The sequence below is a fragment of the Thermosyntropha sp. genome (assembly GCF_017656155.1).
Taxonomy (GTDB): Bacteria; Bacillota; Syntrophomonadia; order Syntrophomonadales; family Syntrophomonadaceae; genus Thermosyntropha.
The window spans coordinates 36,592-52,126 of sequence record NZ_JACDOH010000012.1; the positions used below are offsets into that span (position 1 = coordinate 36,592).

The 15,535-nt window shown below is 38.8% G+C and carries 12 protein-coding genes and 2 tRNA genes; 6 read left to right on the forward strand and 8 right to left on the reverse strand.

The features are described 5' to 3' along the window. Positions 1 to 256 precede the first annotated feature (256 nt). The 3 genes from H0Z36_RS10175 to H0Z36_RS10185 all read left to right on the forward strand — a co-directional run bounded on the left by H0Z36_RS10175 (position 257) and on the right by H0Z36_RS10185 (position 3,040). Positions 257 to 943 carry a hypothetical protein gene (locus H0Z36_RS10175; protein ID WP_296866050.1) on the forward strand — a complete coding sequence of 229 codons (687 nt, stop codon included), beginning with the start codon at positions 257 to 259 and terminating at the stop codon, positions 941 to 943. Between the two features lie 286 nt (positions 944 to 1,229). Further along, positions 1,230 to 1,646: a MarR family transcriptional regulator gene (locus tag H0Z36_RS10180; RefSeq protein WP_296866052.1), complete on the forward strand. Its 417-nt coding sequence runs from the start codon at positions 1,230 to 1,232 to the stop codon at positions 1,644 to 1,646. Positions 1,647 to 1,687: 41 nt separating this feature from the next. After that, on the forward strand, positions 1,688 to 3,040 hold the full coding sequence (locus H0Z36_RS10185) for an MATE family efflux transporter (protein WP_296866054.1): 1,353 nt from the start codon (positions 1,688 to 1,690) through the stop codon (positions 3,038 to 3,040). Between the two features lie 41 nt (positions 3,041 to 3,081). On the opposite strand, the gene H0Z36_RS10190 is transcribed toward H0Z36_RS10185, so the two are convergent. The 7 genes from H0Z36_RS10190 to H0Z36_RS10220 all read right to left on the reverse strand — a co-directional run bounded on the left by H0Z36_RS10190 (position 3,082) and on the right by H0Z36_RS10220 (position 12,008). After that, complete coding sequence (locus H0Z36_RS10190; RefSeq protein ID WP_296866056.1) at positions 3,082 to 5,247, reverse strand: cation-translocating P-type ATPase; 2,166 nt, start codon at positions 5,245 to 5,247, stop codon at positions 3,082 to 3,084. A 24-nt stretch (positions 5,248 to 5,271) separates the two neighbouring features. Then, positions 5,272 to 5,655: a metalloregulator ArsR/SmtB family transcription factor gene (locus H0Z36_RS10195; RefSeq protein ID WP_296866058.1), complete on the reverse strand. Its 384-nt coding sequence runs from the start codon at positions 5,653 to 5,655 to the stop codon at positions 5,272 to 5,274. Positions 5,656 to 5,746: 91 nt separating this feature from the next. Further along, positions 5,747 to 6,766 (reverse strand): hypothetical protein, encoded by a 1,020-nt coding sequence (locus tag H0Z36_RS10200; RefSeq protein WP_296866059.1) that lies wholly within the window; start codon positions 6,764 to 6,766, stop codon positions 5,747 to 5,749. Then, complete coding sequence (locus H0Z36_RS10205; protein WP_296866061.1) at positions 6,753 to 7,922, reverse strand: glycosyltransferase family 4 protein; 1,170 nt, start codon at positions 7,920 to 7,922, stop codon at positions 6,753 to 6,755. The genes H0Z36_RS10200 and H0Z36_RS10205 overlap by 14 nt, the downstream gene beginning before the upstream one ends. 85 nt (positions 7,923 to 8,007) lie before the next feature. Beyond that, positions 8,008 to 9,405 carry a phosphomannomutase/phosphoglucomutase gene (locus H0Z36_RS10210; protein ID WP_296866063.1) on the reverse strand — a complete coding sequence of 466 codons (1,398 nt, stop codon included), beginning with the start codon at positions 9,403 to 9,405 and terminating at the stop codon, positions 8,008 to 8,010. Beyond that, complete coding sequence (locus tag H0Z36_RS10215; protein WP_296866065.1) at positions 9,392 to 10,438, reverse strand: mannose-1-phosphate guanylyltransferase; 1,047 nt, start codon at positions 10,436 to 10,438, stop codon at positions 9,392 to 9,394. Before H0Z36_RS10215 ends, H0Z36_RS10210 begins: the two co-directional genes overlap by 14 nt. A 187-nt stretch (positions 10,439 to 10,625) precedes the next feature. Then, a complete protein-coding gene (locus tag H0Z36_RS10220; RefSeq protein WP_296866067.1) occupies positions 10,626 to 12,008 on the reverse strand; it encodes an MATE family efflux transporter in 1,383 nt (460 codons plus the stop codon). 271 nt (positions 12,009 to 12,279) lie between these two features. Here H0Z36_RS10220 and H0Z36_RS10225 point away from each other — a divergent pair, with 271 nt between their 5' ends. The 3 genes from H0Z36_RS10225 (at position 12,280) to H0Z36_RS10235 (ending at position 13,408) form a co-directional block, all read left to right on the forward strand. Next, positions 12,280 to 13,185 (forward strand): YitT family protein, encoded by a 906-nt coding sequence (locus tag H0Z36_RS10225; RefSeq protein WP_296866069.1) that lies wholly within the window; start codon positions 12,280 to 12,282, stop codon positions 13,183 to 13,185. A 69-nt stretch (positions 13,186 to 13,254) separates the two neighbouring features. Then, positions 13,255 to 13,329: transfer RNA gene (locus H0Z36_RS10230), tRNA-Glu, on the forward strand. A 3-nt stretch (positions 13,330 to 13,332) separates the two neighbouring features. Then, positions 13,333 to 13,408 (forward strand) — tRNA-Val (locus H0Z36_RS10235). Between the two features lie 124 nt (positions 13,409 to 13,532). On the opposite strand, the gene typA is transcribed toward H0Z36_RS10235, so the two are convergent. Next, the gene (typA, locus tag H0Z36_RS10240; protein WP_296866071.1) at positions 13,533 to 15,353 is read right to left on the reverse strand and encodes a translational GTPase TypA; all 1,821 of its coding nucleotides are present in this window, start codon (positions 15,351 to 15,353) and stop codon (positions 13,533 to 13,535) included. Positions 15,354 to 15,535: the final 182 nt, after the last annotated feature.

The window sequence follows — 15,535 nt, forward strand, 5'->3', positions numbered from 1 at the left end:
TATCTGCCGAAGGCTTTTTTAAGGACTAATTATGCGAAACCCTTGGCTTTGTTCTATTAATATAGTTTCTTGAGTAAAACGAATGAAAACCATTCAAGTGATAATAACAATTGAGCAATTAGGGGCGGTTCTGATTTGACGGTTTTTACCATAAAAAGTAAAAGCGTTAAAAAGAACCGCCAGGCTATGTAAAGGGTAGAGGCCAGAGAAAAGGTAGCCTTTGTACAGTTACCGGTCATAAGAGAGGAGAATTTTAATGTATGGTGCAGCAAAAAGGTATTTTACCTGGATTCAGGGTAATTTCGTCAATTTTGTGCTGGTAATTATTACTCACTTTTTTTTATCCTTTATACCGATAATAACTGGTTTTTACGATTCAGTCATGGTCGACTTTGTTTTTTGGGGTATTTACTGGGTTTTTGAGTTATTTTGGGTGATTATTTTTTTAAATCTTTTAAATGCAGATTCTGTGCAAATTATAAACTGCCAGAGGATATTTTATGACAGCATAAAAATTTTGCCTAAAATGCTTTTGGGGGTCATTGTATTACTCAGTATCGTTGCAGCTTTTATGTTGGCTCTTTTGGAAATTATCAACCTTGATCCTATCAGGCAGATGTTTTTGCTGGCGGTATGTATTTTTATTATTTTTTTTCTGTTTTCAATGGTTTTGTATGTTCCCATCATAATTATTAATGAAGATAGCGGGGTTGTTGAGGCATTGAAGATCAGCCTTAAATTGGCATGGAGTAAGAATAATATACTGCTTCTTTGTTTGGGCAGCCTGGTCGGGATTTTATCAAAGATTATATCAGTTGGTTTTGTTTTTTCCAAATCGTATGTGTTATTTACAGTGAGCGATGGAATTATTACTGCATTTCTCTTAAGTTATATATTTGCAGTTCTTTATTATAATTATTTGAGGTCGGACTGTGGGAGCTAGTTCAATTATTTATGCGGGATGGGTTTGATAGCAAGGGACTGCCTGGTCAGGGAGTCCCTTGTTACTTTGCTCAGCATGTTCGCTGAGTCGATGGGTAGGAAGAAACCCTGTCGCCTAACCAGCAGGAAGACGATCAATAGGCAAGGGTGTTTACTGGTAACAGTGGGATCTGAAGGAAACTGAGGGGTGAGTGGGAGTGGGGTGCCAAGCAAAAAGTCGCAAATTTTTTTAATGTGTGCTATAATATTTGCGTGCGCATACAATTTTATTAAGGAGATGAAAGATAGTGAAGGAGGAAAAGCTTTTTTTACATCTGGGCAGTATTATGAAAAAGATACGCCGCATGATGGATAAGGAGTTATATTTTTTGGGTATAACCCATACTGAGATGAGGCTGCTTATGCTTATTTATAATGCGGAAGGCACAACCCAGGAAGAAATTTCTTCCAGAATAGAAATTGACCGGAGTAATGCCAGCCGTTCGCTTAAAAAATTAGAAAATATGGATTATATAAAAAGAGTAAAAGATGAACAAGACAGCCGCACTTACAGGATATTGGTAACGGAGAAAGGCTGGGAGATAAGGAAGCAGATTTTTGAAGCCAAAGAAAAGATACGGGATCGGTTTGTTAAGGGGATTGATGAGGAAGAAGTGGAAATTTTGGTTGCTTTATTGGAAAAGATTGACCGAAATTTGGGTTGATTGGAGTCAATATGTTTAATTGGAAGAATTGAGGTGAGATAATGCAGGAACAGAGTGTGCGTTTGGGTACTGATGATATAAAGAAACTGCTTATAAGTTTGTCTACACCAGCGATGGTAGGTATGCTGGTAACAGGTATCTATAATATCGTTGATGCCATATTCATAGGTAAAGGAGTGGGAACTCTAGGATTAGCTGGCGTTTCGGTGGCTTTTCCTATGCAGATGATTTTGATGGCTTTAGCCGGTGCGGTAGGAATAGGCGGAGGTTCCATTATCTCAAGGCGTTTGGGAGCTTCTCGCTTAAAAGAGGCTAATCAGGTTCTGGGTAATGTAATTATCTTAGTAATAATTATAGGGGTTATAAATGCAGTGTGCGGGATTTTATTCATAAATCCCATACTCAGGTTATTTGGAGCTACTGCAGCTATTTTACCTTATGCCCGGGATTTTTTGAGTATAATTTTGTTGGGTTCGGTGTTTTACGGTTTGGCTATGTCTTTTAATAATATAGCCCGGGCAGAAGGAAATGCACGTATGGCCATGTGGACTATGATTTTTTCAGCAGTAATTAATACGGCTCTGGCTCCTTTATTTATTTTTGGCTTTCGCTGGGGGCTGAAAGGTGCTGCTTTGGCTACGATAATTGCTCAGGCGTGTGCTGCCTCTTATATGGTGGCGTATTTTATCAGAGGCAACAGTACTTTGCGTATATCCTGGGATTACATGCGATTAAACCCTTCCATAATAAAGGAAATAATTTATGTGGGGTCTTCAGCCTTTGGACGGCAGGCTGCAGATAGTATAATGTTTATTGTAGTAAATAACGTACTGGCTTTTTATGGCGGGGATTTGTCCATAGCTGTTTTTGGAGTAATCAATCGGGTTTTGATGATAACTATTATGCCCATTTTAGGCATAGTACAGGGTATGCAGCCTATTGTCGGATATAATTATGGGGCTGATGATTGGGAAAGGGTTAAGTCTGTCTTGCTGCTTGCAGTTAAATATGCCAGCATTTTGGCCGTGATGGCTTTTATCTTGGTGATGATTTTCCCGGAATGTATCATACGGATTTTTTCCAGCGATACCCTGCTTATAAATCAGGGTTCTGCGGCTTTACGGGCAATTTTTGCCGCCGTTTTTCTGATAGGTGTACAGATGGTTTTGGCAGGATTTTATCAGGCACTGGGTAAAGCCAAACAGGCTTTGATTTTAGGTATGGCCAGACAGATACTGTTTTTGATACCCCTGGTTTTGGCGTTATCTCATATCTGGGGAGTGAAAGGGGTATGGGCGGCTTTTCCTTCTGCTGATATCTGTGCTTTTATATTTACTCTGCTTATTTTTTACAATGATGCAGGTAAGAAGTGGGTTTATGAACGGGCTGAATAAAAACCGGGGAGTGAATTTACCCCCGGTTTTTTAGATTTAAATTATGATAAAGCTTTGTTGGAGCGGGAAAGGCGCATGCCGTTCAAGGTTACAGCCAGAGCGGTTCCCACGTCAGCCGCAACTGCCAGCCACATGGTGAGCATGCCGGGTATTATGAGAAGAAAGATTAATATTTTTATGAGTACGGAAGCAAAGATATTTTGCTTTATTATTTTTACTGTCCTGCGGCTTAAGTTTATAATTTGAGGCAATGTTAACAAGTTGTTGGACATAAGGACTATATCTGCTGTTTCCATAGCTATGTCAGCATTTTGGCTTCGCATGGCTATACCTATATCGGCAGAGGATAAGGCAGGGGCGTCATTTATTCCGTCTCCCACCATAGCCAGCTTGTATTTAGTTTTTATTTCTTTTACCGTATTTTCTTTATCTTCGGGTAGGAGACCGGCTTTAAAATGGGATAAGCCGATTTTGTCTGCAATGCTGGCTGCCACTTTGTCATTATCTCCTGTCAGCATAATTATTTCTTCAATTCCTATTTTCTTAATTCCGGCTATAGCTTTTTTAGTTTCATCCCGCAAGACATCGGCTATACCGATTAACCCCAATATTTTTTGGGAGGAAGCCAGAACGACTACAGTTTGTCCTTCAGTTGCCAATTTCTCTATATCTTCTTTGACTTCCCTTAAATCAATACCATTTTGTTCTATAAAAAGAGGGCTTCCTATATAGTACCTGTTCCCTTCTATAACAGCTGAAGCCCCTCTTCCCGGAACATTTTCAAAGTCATATGCCTGAAGAGGTGTTGTATTTCCAGATGCGGCATATTTTGTTACCGCTTGAGCCAACGGGTGTTCTGAATTTTTTTCTATGGCACAGGCCAGGCTCAAAAAGGTTTTTTCGTCACCGGATTTGAGAATGATTTTGTTGACTTCAGGTTTTCCTTTAGTAAGCGTTCCTGTCTTGTCAAAGGCAACAGCCTGAATACGTCCTAACTCTTCCAGATAGCTGCCTCCTTTTATGAGCACTCCTTTACGGGAAGCATTGCCTAAGGCAGAGACGATAGCTACCGGGGTAGATATTACCAGGGCACAGGGACAGGCTATAAGGAGCAGGGCTAATCCCTGATAAATCCATTTATGCGCTTCCTGCCCCAGCAATAGAGGAGGAAGGGATGCTACCAGCAAAGCAATCAGGATAACTGCCGGAGTATAATAGGCAGCAAACCGGTCTACTGTCTGCTGAGCCGGGGAACGCTTAGCCTGGGATTCTTCCAAGAGGTAAATTATTTTTTGCAAAGCAGTATCTTTATATGATTTAGTAGCTTTTATTTTTAAAACCCCGTTGGTGTTTAGGGTGCCGGCAAAAACTTCATCTCCTGCTTCCTTATAAACAGGTACTGATTCTCCGGTAATAGGAGACTGGTCAACAGCAGAATTGCCGCTTACTACCATGCCGTCGACCGGTATAGACTGACCGGGGCGCACCAGGACTATGTCGCCTATCGTAATCTGGTTTAACGGTTTTAATACTTCACCTTTATCGGTTATAACTAGTGCTTCTTTGGGCGTTAAGGCCATGAGATTTTTTATGGAATTTCTGGTTTTATCAAAGGTATAAGCCTGCAGGAAATTGCCCAGTGAATAAAGAAATACCACCATTATTCCTTCGGCTGTCTCACCTATGAAGACAGCACCGATAACTGCGATTATCATAAGTGCATTTATGTCAAGCTGCTTTAGTTTTATTAAGGTATTAAAGGCATTGCGCGCTGGCATAGCAATGCCGCCGATTATGCCGGCAATAAATAATAAATCTACCAGATGTGGATTTCCCCTCGCAAGCCAGATAATCCCTCCGACCAAAAGGCAAATGCCTGATATGATGAAAGAAATACCAAGAGGGTTGGTAAAAAGCAGATTTAAGAAGGTATTTTTTTCTTTTTCGTAAACTTTATCTTCTTCGGCTTCTATGGCTTCATAGCCTAAAAAACGGGTTAGCTTTATGATTTCGTCTTTATTTAGTTCTCCTTCCGCAAACTCCACTTTAAGTTTACCGCTGGCAAAATTTAATGAAGCGCTTATGACTCCGGGCATTTCCTGTACTGCTTTTTCCAGTTTGGCTGCACAGTTAGGACAGTCAAGTCCGGTAATATAAAGGCTGGTTTCAACTGTTTCTGGGTTGTAAGCTAAGGCGTTTGACTTCATTTTTAATCCTCCCCTGTAAAAACTTCATTCATAGACATGCTCTAAGCCTTCTTTAAAGAGTTTTTCTACATGATGATCGTCTAATGAATAAAATAGATTTTTGCCTTCCCGGCGATACTTAACCAGTTTTTGGGTGCGCAAAAGCCTTAAGTGGTGAGAAACTGCCGATTCAGACGAACCGGTTATTTCAGCTAAATCACATACGCATAATTCGTGGTTCATAAGGGCAAAAATAATCTTCACCCGGGTAGAGTCCCCTAAAGTCTTAAAAATTTGAGCTAAGGCCTGGGATTTATCTTCCGTCAGCATAATTTTCTTTACTTCCATTACTTTATCTTCATGGATAAAATGGGCTTCACAAAGTTCATTATCAAATTCTTCTTGAATTCGGTTTTCTTCTTTTTTCATTCTACACCTCCATTTAAACACTTGAACAATTATTCATATGTTTAAAGTAAATTAAAAACCCCTCTCTGTCAAGAAGGGTTTTTAAGATGATTTAAGAAGTCTTTTCCATATCAGCCTGCTGTTTGATGAAACTTAACATAAGGGTATCGGTTAAGAGGAGGGATATTACCGCTTCAGCTCCTTGATTCAAGTTTACTCCCTCAGGGGTAAGGGCATCGTAGCATCCGCCGGTTTTTGGGTTATACAGGGAAAGTTGGTTTATGTTATATCCCCGGAACCATCTGTGGGCAAGGATAGCCAGTTCCAGGTATTCGCTTCCTCCGCTTAAACTGTAGGCTTCAAAACAGGCGAAGGCGGTAGAAGCGGCATCTACCGGCTGTTGGTCGTAAAGGGCCGGTTTTTTTCCTTGAAAATACCATCCGCGGTTTCCTATGATATTTAAATAAGATTTTTTAAAAAGCATACTGTTTAGAAAGCTGAGTGAGTCGTGGGCAATTTTTAAAGCTTTTTTATGCTCTTTTATTCCGTAATATGCCCATAAGGCTTGCGGTAGAATACCGTTGCAGTAGGTGAGATAATTTTCAAACCATAAAAATTTGCGGGTATGATTAGCTTGATATAATGAAATTAAATAATCTGCTAGTTTATCTCTGATACTTGAGTATTGTGCCGATATTTTTTCATTATCTATTTTGCATAAACCTAATAAAGTATAAGCAATAGCCCGGGGAGAACGGAAATGAATTGAAGAAGGCAAGGCGTCTTTTAACATTTTTTCGCACATTTTTTTTATATCGGTAAAAGGGCTGTTTATACCCAGACTGCAGGCAAGCAGAGCCCGTCCTACACTGTCTTCGGAATCAAAAGAAGCATAAAATTTTCCGTCCAGTTCAAAATTTGACCAGCTTTTATCAGCCCTCCTGGCTTTGAAAAGCCAGGAGGCATATTTATATGCCAAATCATAGCCTTCTTCCATATTTAAAGCTATAATAAGAGCCCGGGCATTGTCATCTAATGTATATCCGCTTAAAGGATCGGGAGAATCAAGCTTTGAGAACTGGAGTATGCCGTTTTCATCTGTAAGATTTAGAAAATGCCTATAATCCAGCATAATTGATTTTAGCCTCTCTTTTTTCTTTTTTAAGGATGTTGTTTATAAAAGATGTATATTCTCTGCCTATGTTAGGCCATATCCAGTTTTTACCTAGAGCATATGCGTTTTGCTGCAGAGTTTCTTTTAGCTTGCCGTCGCCTAAAATTTTTTTAATGAGAGTTGCTATTTCTCCAGGGTCAGCTTCTGCAGCTAAAAGCCCCCGATTATTTTTTAATACTTCAACTGCATAAGTATAAGAAGTAGAAACAATGGCCCTTCCACAGCCAATGGCAAAGGTAAGGGTGCCGCTTACCGCCTGGTCTTTATTAGGGTAAGGGCTCAGGTAAATATCGGTGAGATAAAGGTATTCGCCCAGTTCTTCGTCACTTAAAAATTTATTTACAAACTGCACCTTATTCTCTAAATTTAGCTGAACGATAAGATTTTCCAGCATTTCACGGTAATTTTCCCCTTCGACTTTTTTAAGCATAGGGTGAGTTTGTCCCAGGATGAGGTATTTGGTGTCGGGATATTCCCGGACAACTTCAGCCATGGCTTTTATGCCCAGTTCTAATCCTTTGCCCGGGCCTATAAGGCCGAAGGTGCTTATTATTTCATATCCGGTAAGATTGTATTTTGCTTTTAAAACCTGGCTGTCTTCTTTTTTAAAAGGCGGCACTCCATGACCTATAACTCTTATTTTATTTTTAGGGATGTGATACAACCTGTTTAAAAATTCGGCCGATTTTTGGGTCATACATACTATTCCTGATGCCTTTGTTCCCAAATTTTGCAGAATTTTAAGCTGCTTTGGCTGAGGTTTAGGTAAAACTGTATGAGTTATTAAAATATAAGGTTTATTAAGCAACCGGGTAAACTCCAATATATACTCTCCGCTTTCTCCTCCAAATATCCCGTATTCATGCTGAATAATTACCAGTTCAAGATCTGGAGAAGTGTTTACTAGAAGGGCAGCTTGACGGTAATCAGCTTTTTCCTCCTGGTTTATGTTAAAAATAACTTCATTTCCATAATTATATTTATAGCTATTGTCAGATACAGCAATTATTTTTACATTTTGTTTATTCAGCTCCAGGCTCTTTTTTAAATCCATGGAAAAAGTAGCAATCCCACATTGTTTTGGCGGGAAAGTGCCTAAGTTTACTACTGACAAAGTATGCGTCCTCCTCTTTTATTTTTTATCTATATTTTTCCATATAAATTACCATATTATACTGATTAGTTATTAGAATAAAATCTTAATTGACATTTTCTAAAAAAAAGAAAATTTCTTCTTTTATTTTTTCTAGATTTTCTTCTGAATCTGCTTCACAGCGCACTATGAGTTCAGGCCCGGTATTAGAAGCCCTTATTAATCCCCATCCAAAGGAGAATATGACGCGGACTCCATCAATATCGACAGTTTTATATTTTTTTTTAAAATGTTTTCTTGCTTTTTCAACGATTTCCCATTTTTTTTCATCAATGCTTTTTATTCTTATTTCAGGAGTAGCGTGATATTTGGGGACGTCGGATAACATTTGGCTTACGGTTTCGGTTTTATGGGATACCAGTTCGATAAAGCGGGCACCTGCATAGACTGCATCATCGAAACCATAGTAATTATCTGCAAAAAACATATGTCCTGACATCTCACCGGTAAATACAGCTCCAATTTCTTTCATTTTGGCTTTAATCAAAGAATGTCCGGTTTTATACATGATTGGTTTTCCGCCTAAACGATTTATTTCATCTATAAGGCTTTGCGAACATTTTACTTCTATGATAGCCGGAGTGCCGGGATAGCGAGGGAGTATATCCCGCCAGAAAAGAATCATTAACATATCTCCCCATAAAAGTTCTCCTCTATCATCGACTATTCCGATACGGTCGCCATCGCCGTCGATTCCTATGCCAAAATCGGCTCCGATTTCTTTGACCTTCAGTGCTAAGTCTTGCATGTTTTTGGGGTCTACTGGGTCAGGATGATGGTTGGGAAAATCAGGATCGGATTTGCAGTAGAGTTCAATAACTTCACATCCTAATTGGCGGTAAATTTCGGGGGCAAATAAAGAAGCAGTGCCATTGCCGCAATCTAATGCTATCTTAAGTTTTCTAGGGCCAAGTTTGATCTTATTTTGTATCATTGAGGAATATTCCGGGAAAATATCTATTTTTTTTATCGAACCTTTTTGGGGGCTTAAAAATTCTTTTTTTTCTGCCAGTTTTCTTATTTCCTGAATTTGTTCGCCATATATGGTAGACTCCCCGAACCACAGTTTTAAACCGTTGTATTCAGGAGGATTATGGCTGGCGGTAATCATTATTCCTGCTTTAATGTCAAGATGCCTGGCAGCAAAATAAAACATGGGGGTTATTACCAGACCCAAATCGATTATGTTAAATCCAGAATTTAAAAGCGCATTAACTGCTATTTTGTGCAGAGCAGGGGATGATTTTCGATTATCGTGTCCTATAACTATAGTTTTTTCTCCCCGGGTATGAGAGTATAAAGCAAATGCGCGAATAATGTTTTCAAATATTTCGTCGGTAATTTCCTGTCCCATTATACCGCGAATGTCGTACTGCCTGAATATGTTTTTAATGGGAATCTCCTCCTTGACGATTTTGCTTGCTGGAAATTTAAAGCAGATCATAGCGCCCCAGTGTTTGCAGTTTATTGGTAATTTCCCGCATATCTTGGCATTTATCTCGCTTGGTTATGAAGATGATATCCTCGGTTTCTACCACCAGGAGATTATCTACTCCGTAAAGAACCAGGGTTTTATCAGTTTGTCTGGTTATGCAGTTTTGTGCATCTAAGAATAAAACATCTGACCCGATGGCAATGTTTGCAAACTGGTCTTTAGGGTGCAGTTTCTCAAGTGCATTCCAGCTGCCTAAATCACACCAGCCAAAATCGGCAGGGACTACAGCTAAACGGGTTGATTTTTCAGCTATCCCGTGGTCAATGCTTATATCCGGAAGTTCTGAGTATGAACTTATGTAAAATTCAGGTCCCTTTATAATCTTTTCGTATATTTCGGGAAGATTAAGGGCGAATTCTTCTAAAAAGGTTTTAACTTTACCGATATATATTCCGGAATTCCACATGTGGTTTTTGCTTTTTATATAGACTTCAGCTGTTTTAAGATCTGGTTTCTCATAAAAAGAGCTGACTTGATATACATCGGGGATTTGACCTACTTCCCATTTTGTTTTCTCAATATAGCCGAATCCTGTTTCCGGATGGTCGGGAGTTATTCCGATAGTAATAAGATAACCTTCTTCAGCAGCCTGATATGCTTTCTTCAAGGTTTCAGAGAATTTATCCAGATGCAACACATGGTGGTCAGCCGGGAAAATGCCTATTATATCATTTTTGTTTTTGATATGGTAATGAGACAAAATTAAGCCCACTGCTGAAGCGGTATTTTTATTGTCAGGTTCACTTAAAAGTTCAATATTATCCTCATATGGATGAGCTTTAACTATTTCTACAATCGGTTTTATAAGATTATCATTGGTTAAAATAACGATTTTTTTTGCTCCTGCCGCTTTTATCCGGTCTATGGTGTGTTCGAGCATAGATTTATTATCAACCAGCTGGCAAAGCTGTTTAGGTCTGAAACTTCTGCTTTCAGGCCAGAGACGCACTCCTTTGCCGCCTGCTAAGATGACTGAAATCATATTTTTTACCTCCCTGAATAGCTGACAAATTATTTTATGCAAAAAGATGCCAGAAATATGACAGACAGGTTAAACCTTCTTAATATTATTAGCTTTTAGGAAAGAGAATATAACTTAAACATAAAAAATATCCCTCCTTTAATTAGAAGAAGGGATATTTAACTAAAAAAGCAGTTTTTGCTTTATATTAACTTTGTGACCTAAGCGAACCTGTATCTGGAAAGCCATGTTTTTCTAGATGGCGTATATAGCTTATAAATACCAATGTGGTGATGCTGATAGCAATTAAATCAGATAAAGGGAAGGCAAGCCATATCCCCCTTATACCCAAAAATTTGGGCAGTATTAAAAGGGCAGGCAAAAGCAAAACCACCTGGCGCAGAAGTGAAAGCCACATGGCGGTAAAACCTTTGCCTACTGCCTGAAAGGTGCTGGACATAATTATAGACGGACCAACAAAAGGCAGAAGCCAGGTTATGTTGCGCATTGCTATAATTCCCATATTGATGAGTTCAGGATCACGGTTGAAAACGGCTACCAGATGACCGGGAAAAAGCTGAAAAGCCAAAAAGCCGATACTCATTATAATAAATGCCCCCAGGGCTGCTTTTTTAATGGCAGATTTCATTCTAGATAAATTTTTGGCTCCATAGTTGAAGCCGACGATAGGAATTAAACCTTGATTAAGCCCCATGACTGGCATGAATATAAGGGACTGGACTCTGAAATATATACCCATAGCTCCGATAGCGCGGTATCCGTAAGGCGCTAAGCTATGATTTAGAACTAATATTATAATACTGTTAACTAACTGCATAATCATCGAAGGAAATCCTACTTTATAGATTTGACCCAATATTTGGGGATCAAATTTAAAACTTCTAAGTTTGGGAGTTAATAGGCTTTTTCCTTTAAGGAAGTAGTTTAAATTGATACTTGCGCCGGCTACTTGTCCAATAATAGTAGCAATGGCTGCTCCTTGGACTCCTAATTCAGGGAAAGGACCTATACCGAAAATGAGAAAAGGATCCAGCAACATGTTAGTTAGAGCGCCGGTTATCATGGATTTCATAGGAATTCCTGCATTTCCTTCTGCTTGGATTATGCTTCCGGATATCATAGCAAAATACATCAGTATACTTCCAGCCAGGATTACACTAATATAGTCAAGGCTCATTTGAAAAAGATCAGGGGTAACTCCGAAAAATTTAAGGATTTGTTCAATGTAAGTTAAGCCTAAGGCAGCAGTTATGATGCCATAAACAAGTACTATCAAAAGACCGTGTTCAGCAGAATTTACTGCATTTTTGAGGTTTTTTTCTCCTAGACGACGGGAAATAATTGAGGTTAGTCCTATTCCGGTGCCGGATGAAATAGCAATCATTACCATCTGCACGGGGAAACAAATGGTTAATGCTGCGATAGCCTGCCCGGCTCCAATTTTTCCCACCCAGAAGGTATCAACAATATTATAAAGTGCCTGAATAGTCATGCCGATTATGGCCGGCAAGGACATGGTTATAAGCAATTTTCCTATGCTGCCTTCTGCCAGATTACCTTTAAGACGCATTTTTATTACCCCGTTTTAGTTTGTTTTATAATACTTACTTAATATAATTCGATTTTTAATCAAAAGCAAGGTTGGCATGTGAAGGGAACAAAGATCGACATTATACATGGGTTTGGCTTTTTTTACCTTGCTCAAAATATTGCTATCTGTCAATATTAGATTAAAACAAAGACTACCATTGTTTTGTATAATGCATAGTGGGCTTGTAATGACCGTTAATAAATTATAAAATCAGATTATTTAAAAAAAAGAAAAAGCAAAGAATACAGAAATGAAGGAGGTAAGAGCCATAATGGTAAGTTTGCAGATGAAGAAAGAGATAAGCCATTTTACAGAGCAGATATCGTTTAAGGATATTATTGGTATAATAATAGGTTCTTTCATAGTAGTTGTTGCTGTCCAGTCAATACTAATTCCGGCTAAGGTGTTAACAGGTGGGGTCACTGGAGTAGCTATAGTTTTACAGTTTGTAACTGATTGGCCAACCTGGCTTTGGTTTTTAGTTTTAAATATTCCAATTTTTATTGCGGGATATAAATTCGTCAGCCGCCGCTTTGTTATTTACAGCCTATTTGCTACTTTGCTTCAGTCATTTTTGCTGGGGATAATGCCGCCGATTAATCTTAATATAGATAACCTTTTACTGGCGGCTGTTTTTGGTGGAGCATTAAATGGATTGGGATCAGGCATAATTTTGCGATATAAAGGCTCTTCAGGAGGTATGGATATAATTGCTGTAATAGTTAAGAGAGTGTGGGGTTACAGTATAGGTCAGACTTTCTTTTTAGGCAATCTGGTGGTTTTAGCCCTTTCGCTGGTTGTATTTAACCTGGAGCTGGCTTTATTTTCTGCTATATCTATTTATGTTTTTTCCAAAACGTTGGATGCAGTAGAGGCTGGGCCCAATGTTACCAGGACTGCCATGATAATTTCGGAGCGCAGCAAAGAAATTGCAATGGAAATAATGGACAATCTCAACCGCGGATGTACTTATATTCCAGGAGAAGGAGCCTATTCAGGTAAAGAAAGAAGAATAATATTAGTTACAGTGGGTAAGACACAACTGCCGCGGCTTAAAGAAATTGTGTTTCAGCTTGATCCTGAAGCTTTTATAATCATTAATGAAACTATTGAAGCCTTTGGGAAAGGATTCAGATCAAGCCGCGTTGATTTTTAAGGGAGATTTTAAGAAAACTCTTGACTTTATATGCCTGGCACTGTAAAATAGCATCGTCGGGTTTAAAGAGGCCCCTTGGTCAAGTGGTTAAGACACCGCCCTTTCACGGCGGTAACAGGGGTTCGAATCCCCTAGGGGTCACCATAAGGGCGATTAGCTCAGCTGGGAGAGCACCTGCCTTACAAGCAGGGGGTCGTAGGTTCGAGCCCTGCATCGCCCACCATATATAAGAATATAAAGGGTTTAATCCTTAAGGATTAAACCCTTTAACTTTTTCTACTAAAAACGCTTTTGCAAATTAGAAAAGGCCTTCAACTGAAAGTGAAGGCCTTTTCTCAAAATTTTTTTTAAGAGGCTTTGTTTTTATTTTTTTGTTTTCTTTCTCGGGTAGTTTTATCTAAAATCATTTTTCTAAGCCTTAATGATTTAGGAGTAACTTCTAAAAGTTCATCATCATTTATGAATTCCAAGCATTTTTCTAATGACATTTCTATAGGTGGAACCAGCCTTAATGCATCATCAGATCCGGAAGCCCGTGTGTTGGTAAGATGTTTTTTCTTACATACATTTACAGTTATATCCCCCGGTCTTGAGTTTTCGCCTACAATCATACCTTCATATACTTCAGTTCCCGGTGAAATAAAAAGATTGCCTCTTTCCTGAGCATTGTAAAGTCCATAGGCAACAGCAGTTCCAGTTTCTGAAGCAACCAAGGCTCCACGTGTGCGTGAAGGAATTTCACCTTTATAGGGAGCATATGTTTCAAAAACATGGTTCATTATTCCATTGCCTTTGGTTTCAGTTAAAAATTCTGACCGGTATCCTATCAGACCGCGCGATGGAATTAAGAATTCTAGTTTTACAATGTTGCTTGTTTTGTTAGTCATGTTTACCATTTCGCCTTTACGTCTGCCGCAATTTTCAATAACTGTGCCTACATATTCTTCTGGAACCTCAATGAATAATCTTTCTATAGGTTCTTTAATAATTCCGTTTTCTTCTTTAAGAATTACTTCAGGACGGGTTACCGCAAATTCATATCCTTCCCGGCGCATTGTTTCAATTAAAACAGAAAGATGAAGCTCGCCTCTACCTGAAACCTTGAAAGTATCAGGAGCTAATTCTTCTACTCTAAGTGAAACATTAGAAAGCAGCTCTTTCATAAGCCTTTCTTTCAAATGGCGGCTGGTTACATAGGCACCTTCTAAACCGGCAAATGGACTGTCATTTACAACAAAATTCATGGATATAGTAGGTTCATCAATATTTACAAATTCCATAGGTTCAATGTTTTCTGGAGAACATAGAGTATCTCCTATGTTTATTCCTTCTACTCCGGATACAGCAATTATTTCACCAACTGATGCTGATTCTATTTCGACTCTTTTCAGACCTTCAAATGTATAAATAGTGTTTATTTTGACTTTTTCTGTTTTGCCTTCCGGGTTGCATATCACAGCTTCCTGTCCTTTAAAAATCCTGCCACGATAAATTTTGCCTATTCCGATTCTGCCTACATAATTATCGTAGTCTATGGAGGAAATGACCATCTGCAAGGGTTTATCAGGACTTCCTGCCGGTGCAGGAATATGTTTTAATATAGCATCAAGTAAAGGTTGCATATTATCAGAAGTCCCTTCAAGGGACAATTTAGCGTATCCTGCCTTGGCTGATGTGTAAACTACCGGAAAGTCAAGTTGGCTATCGTCAGCATCAAGGTCAATGAAAAGTTCTAGAACCTCATCTAAAACTTCTAAGGGACGCGCATCGGGGCGGTCGATTTTGTTTATTACTACCAGAGGTTTAAGTCCGGCTTCCAATGCTTTGCGAAGTACAAAACGCGTTTGGGGCATAGGCCCTTCATAAGCGTCAACCAATAAAAGTACTCCATCTACCATCTTGACTATTCTTTCGACTTCACCGCCAAAGTCAGCATGACCTGGAGTATCAACGATGTTGATTTTAGTATTAGCGTAGAAAATGCTAGTATTCTTGGCCATGATGGTTATGCCGCGTTCCTTTTCTAGATCGTTGTTATCTAAAATCCTTTCTGGAACTATCTGATTATTGCGAAAAAAACCACACTGTTTAAGCAACTGGTCGACAAGAGTAGTTTTGCCATGATCAACATGAGCAATTATAGCGATATTACGCAATTCATTTGTCATTGTAACCCCTCATTTCTAAAGTACCTTTCAGACAACATTTCTATTATATAGGATAAACTAAAATTTAAACAATTTTTTTGTTGAATACTCGTTGGAAATAGGTTGAATTCTTACTTTTTAGTGCTCTGCGAAAAAAATGTTAAAAAATCTGTTGACAATAAGCGAGGCAGGTGGTATTATAA

Coding starts and splice junctions, on each gene's coding strand:
- H0Z36_RS10215 (WP_296866065.1), bottom strand. CDS start 10,438: ATGATTTCAGTCATCTTAGCAGGCGGCAAAGGAGTGCGTCTCTGGCCT.
- H0Z36_RS10185 (WP_296866054.1), top strand. CDS start 1,688: ATGCAGGAACAGAGTGTGCGTTTGGGTACTGATGATATAAAGAAACTG.
- H0Z36_RS10220 (WP_296866067.1), bottom strand. CDS start 12,008: ATGCGTCTTAAAGGTAATCTGGCAGAAGGCAGCATAGGAAAATTGCTT.
- H0Z36_RS10200 (WP_296866059.1), bottom strand. CDS start 6,766: ATGCTGGATTATAGGCATTTTCTAAATCTTACAGATGAAAACGGCATA.
- H0Z36_RS10210 (WP_296866063.1), bottom strand. CDS start 9,405: ATGATCTGCTTTAAATTTCCAGCAAGCAAAATCGTCAAGGAGGAGATT.
- H0Z36_RS10225 (WP_296866069.1), top strand. CDS start 12,280: ATGAAGGAGGTAAGAGCCATAATGGTAAGTTTGCAGATGAAGAAAGAG.
- H0Z36_RS10190 (WP_296866056.1), bottom strand. CDS start 5,247: ATGAAGTCAAACGCCTTAGCTTACAACCCAGAAACAGTTGAAACCAGC.
- H0Z36_RS10195 (WP_296866058.1), bottom strand. CDS start 5,655: ATGAAAAAAGAAGAAAACCGAATTCAAGAAGAATTTGATAATGAACTT.
- typA (WP_296866071.1), bottom strand. CDS start 15,353: ATGACAAATGAATTGCGTAATATCGCTATAATTGCTCATGTTGATCAT.
- H0Z36_RS10175 (WP_296866050.1), top strand. CDS start 257: ATGTATGGTGCAGCAAAAAGGTATTTTACCTGGATTCAGGGTAATTTC.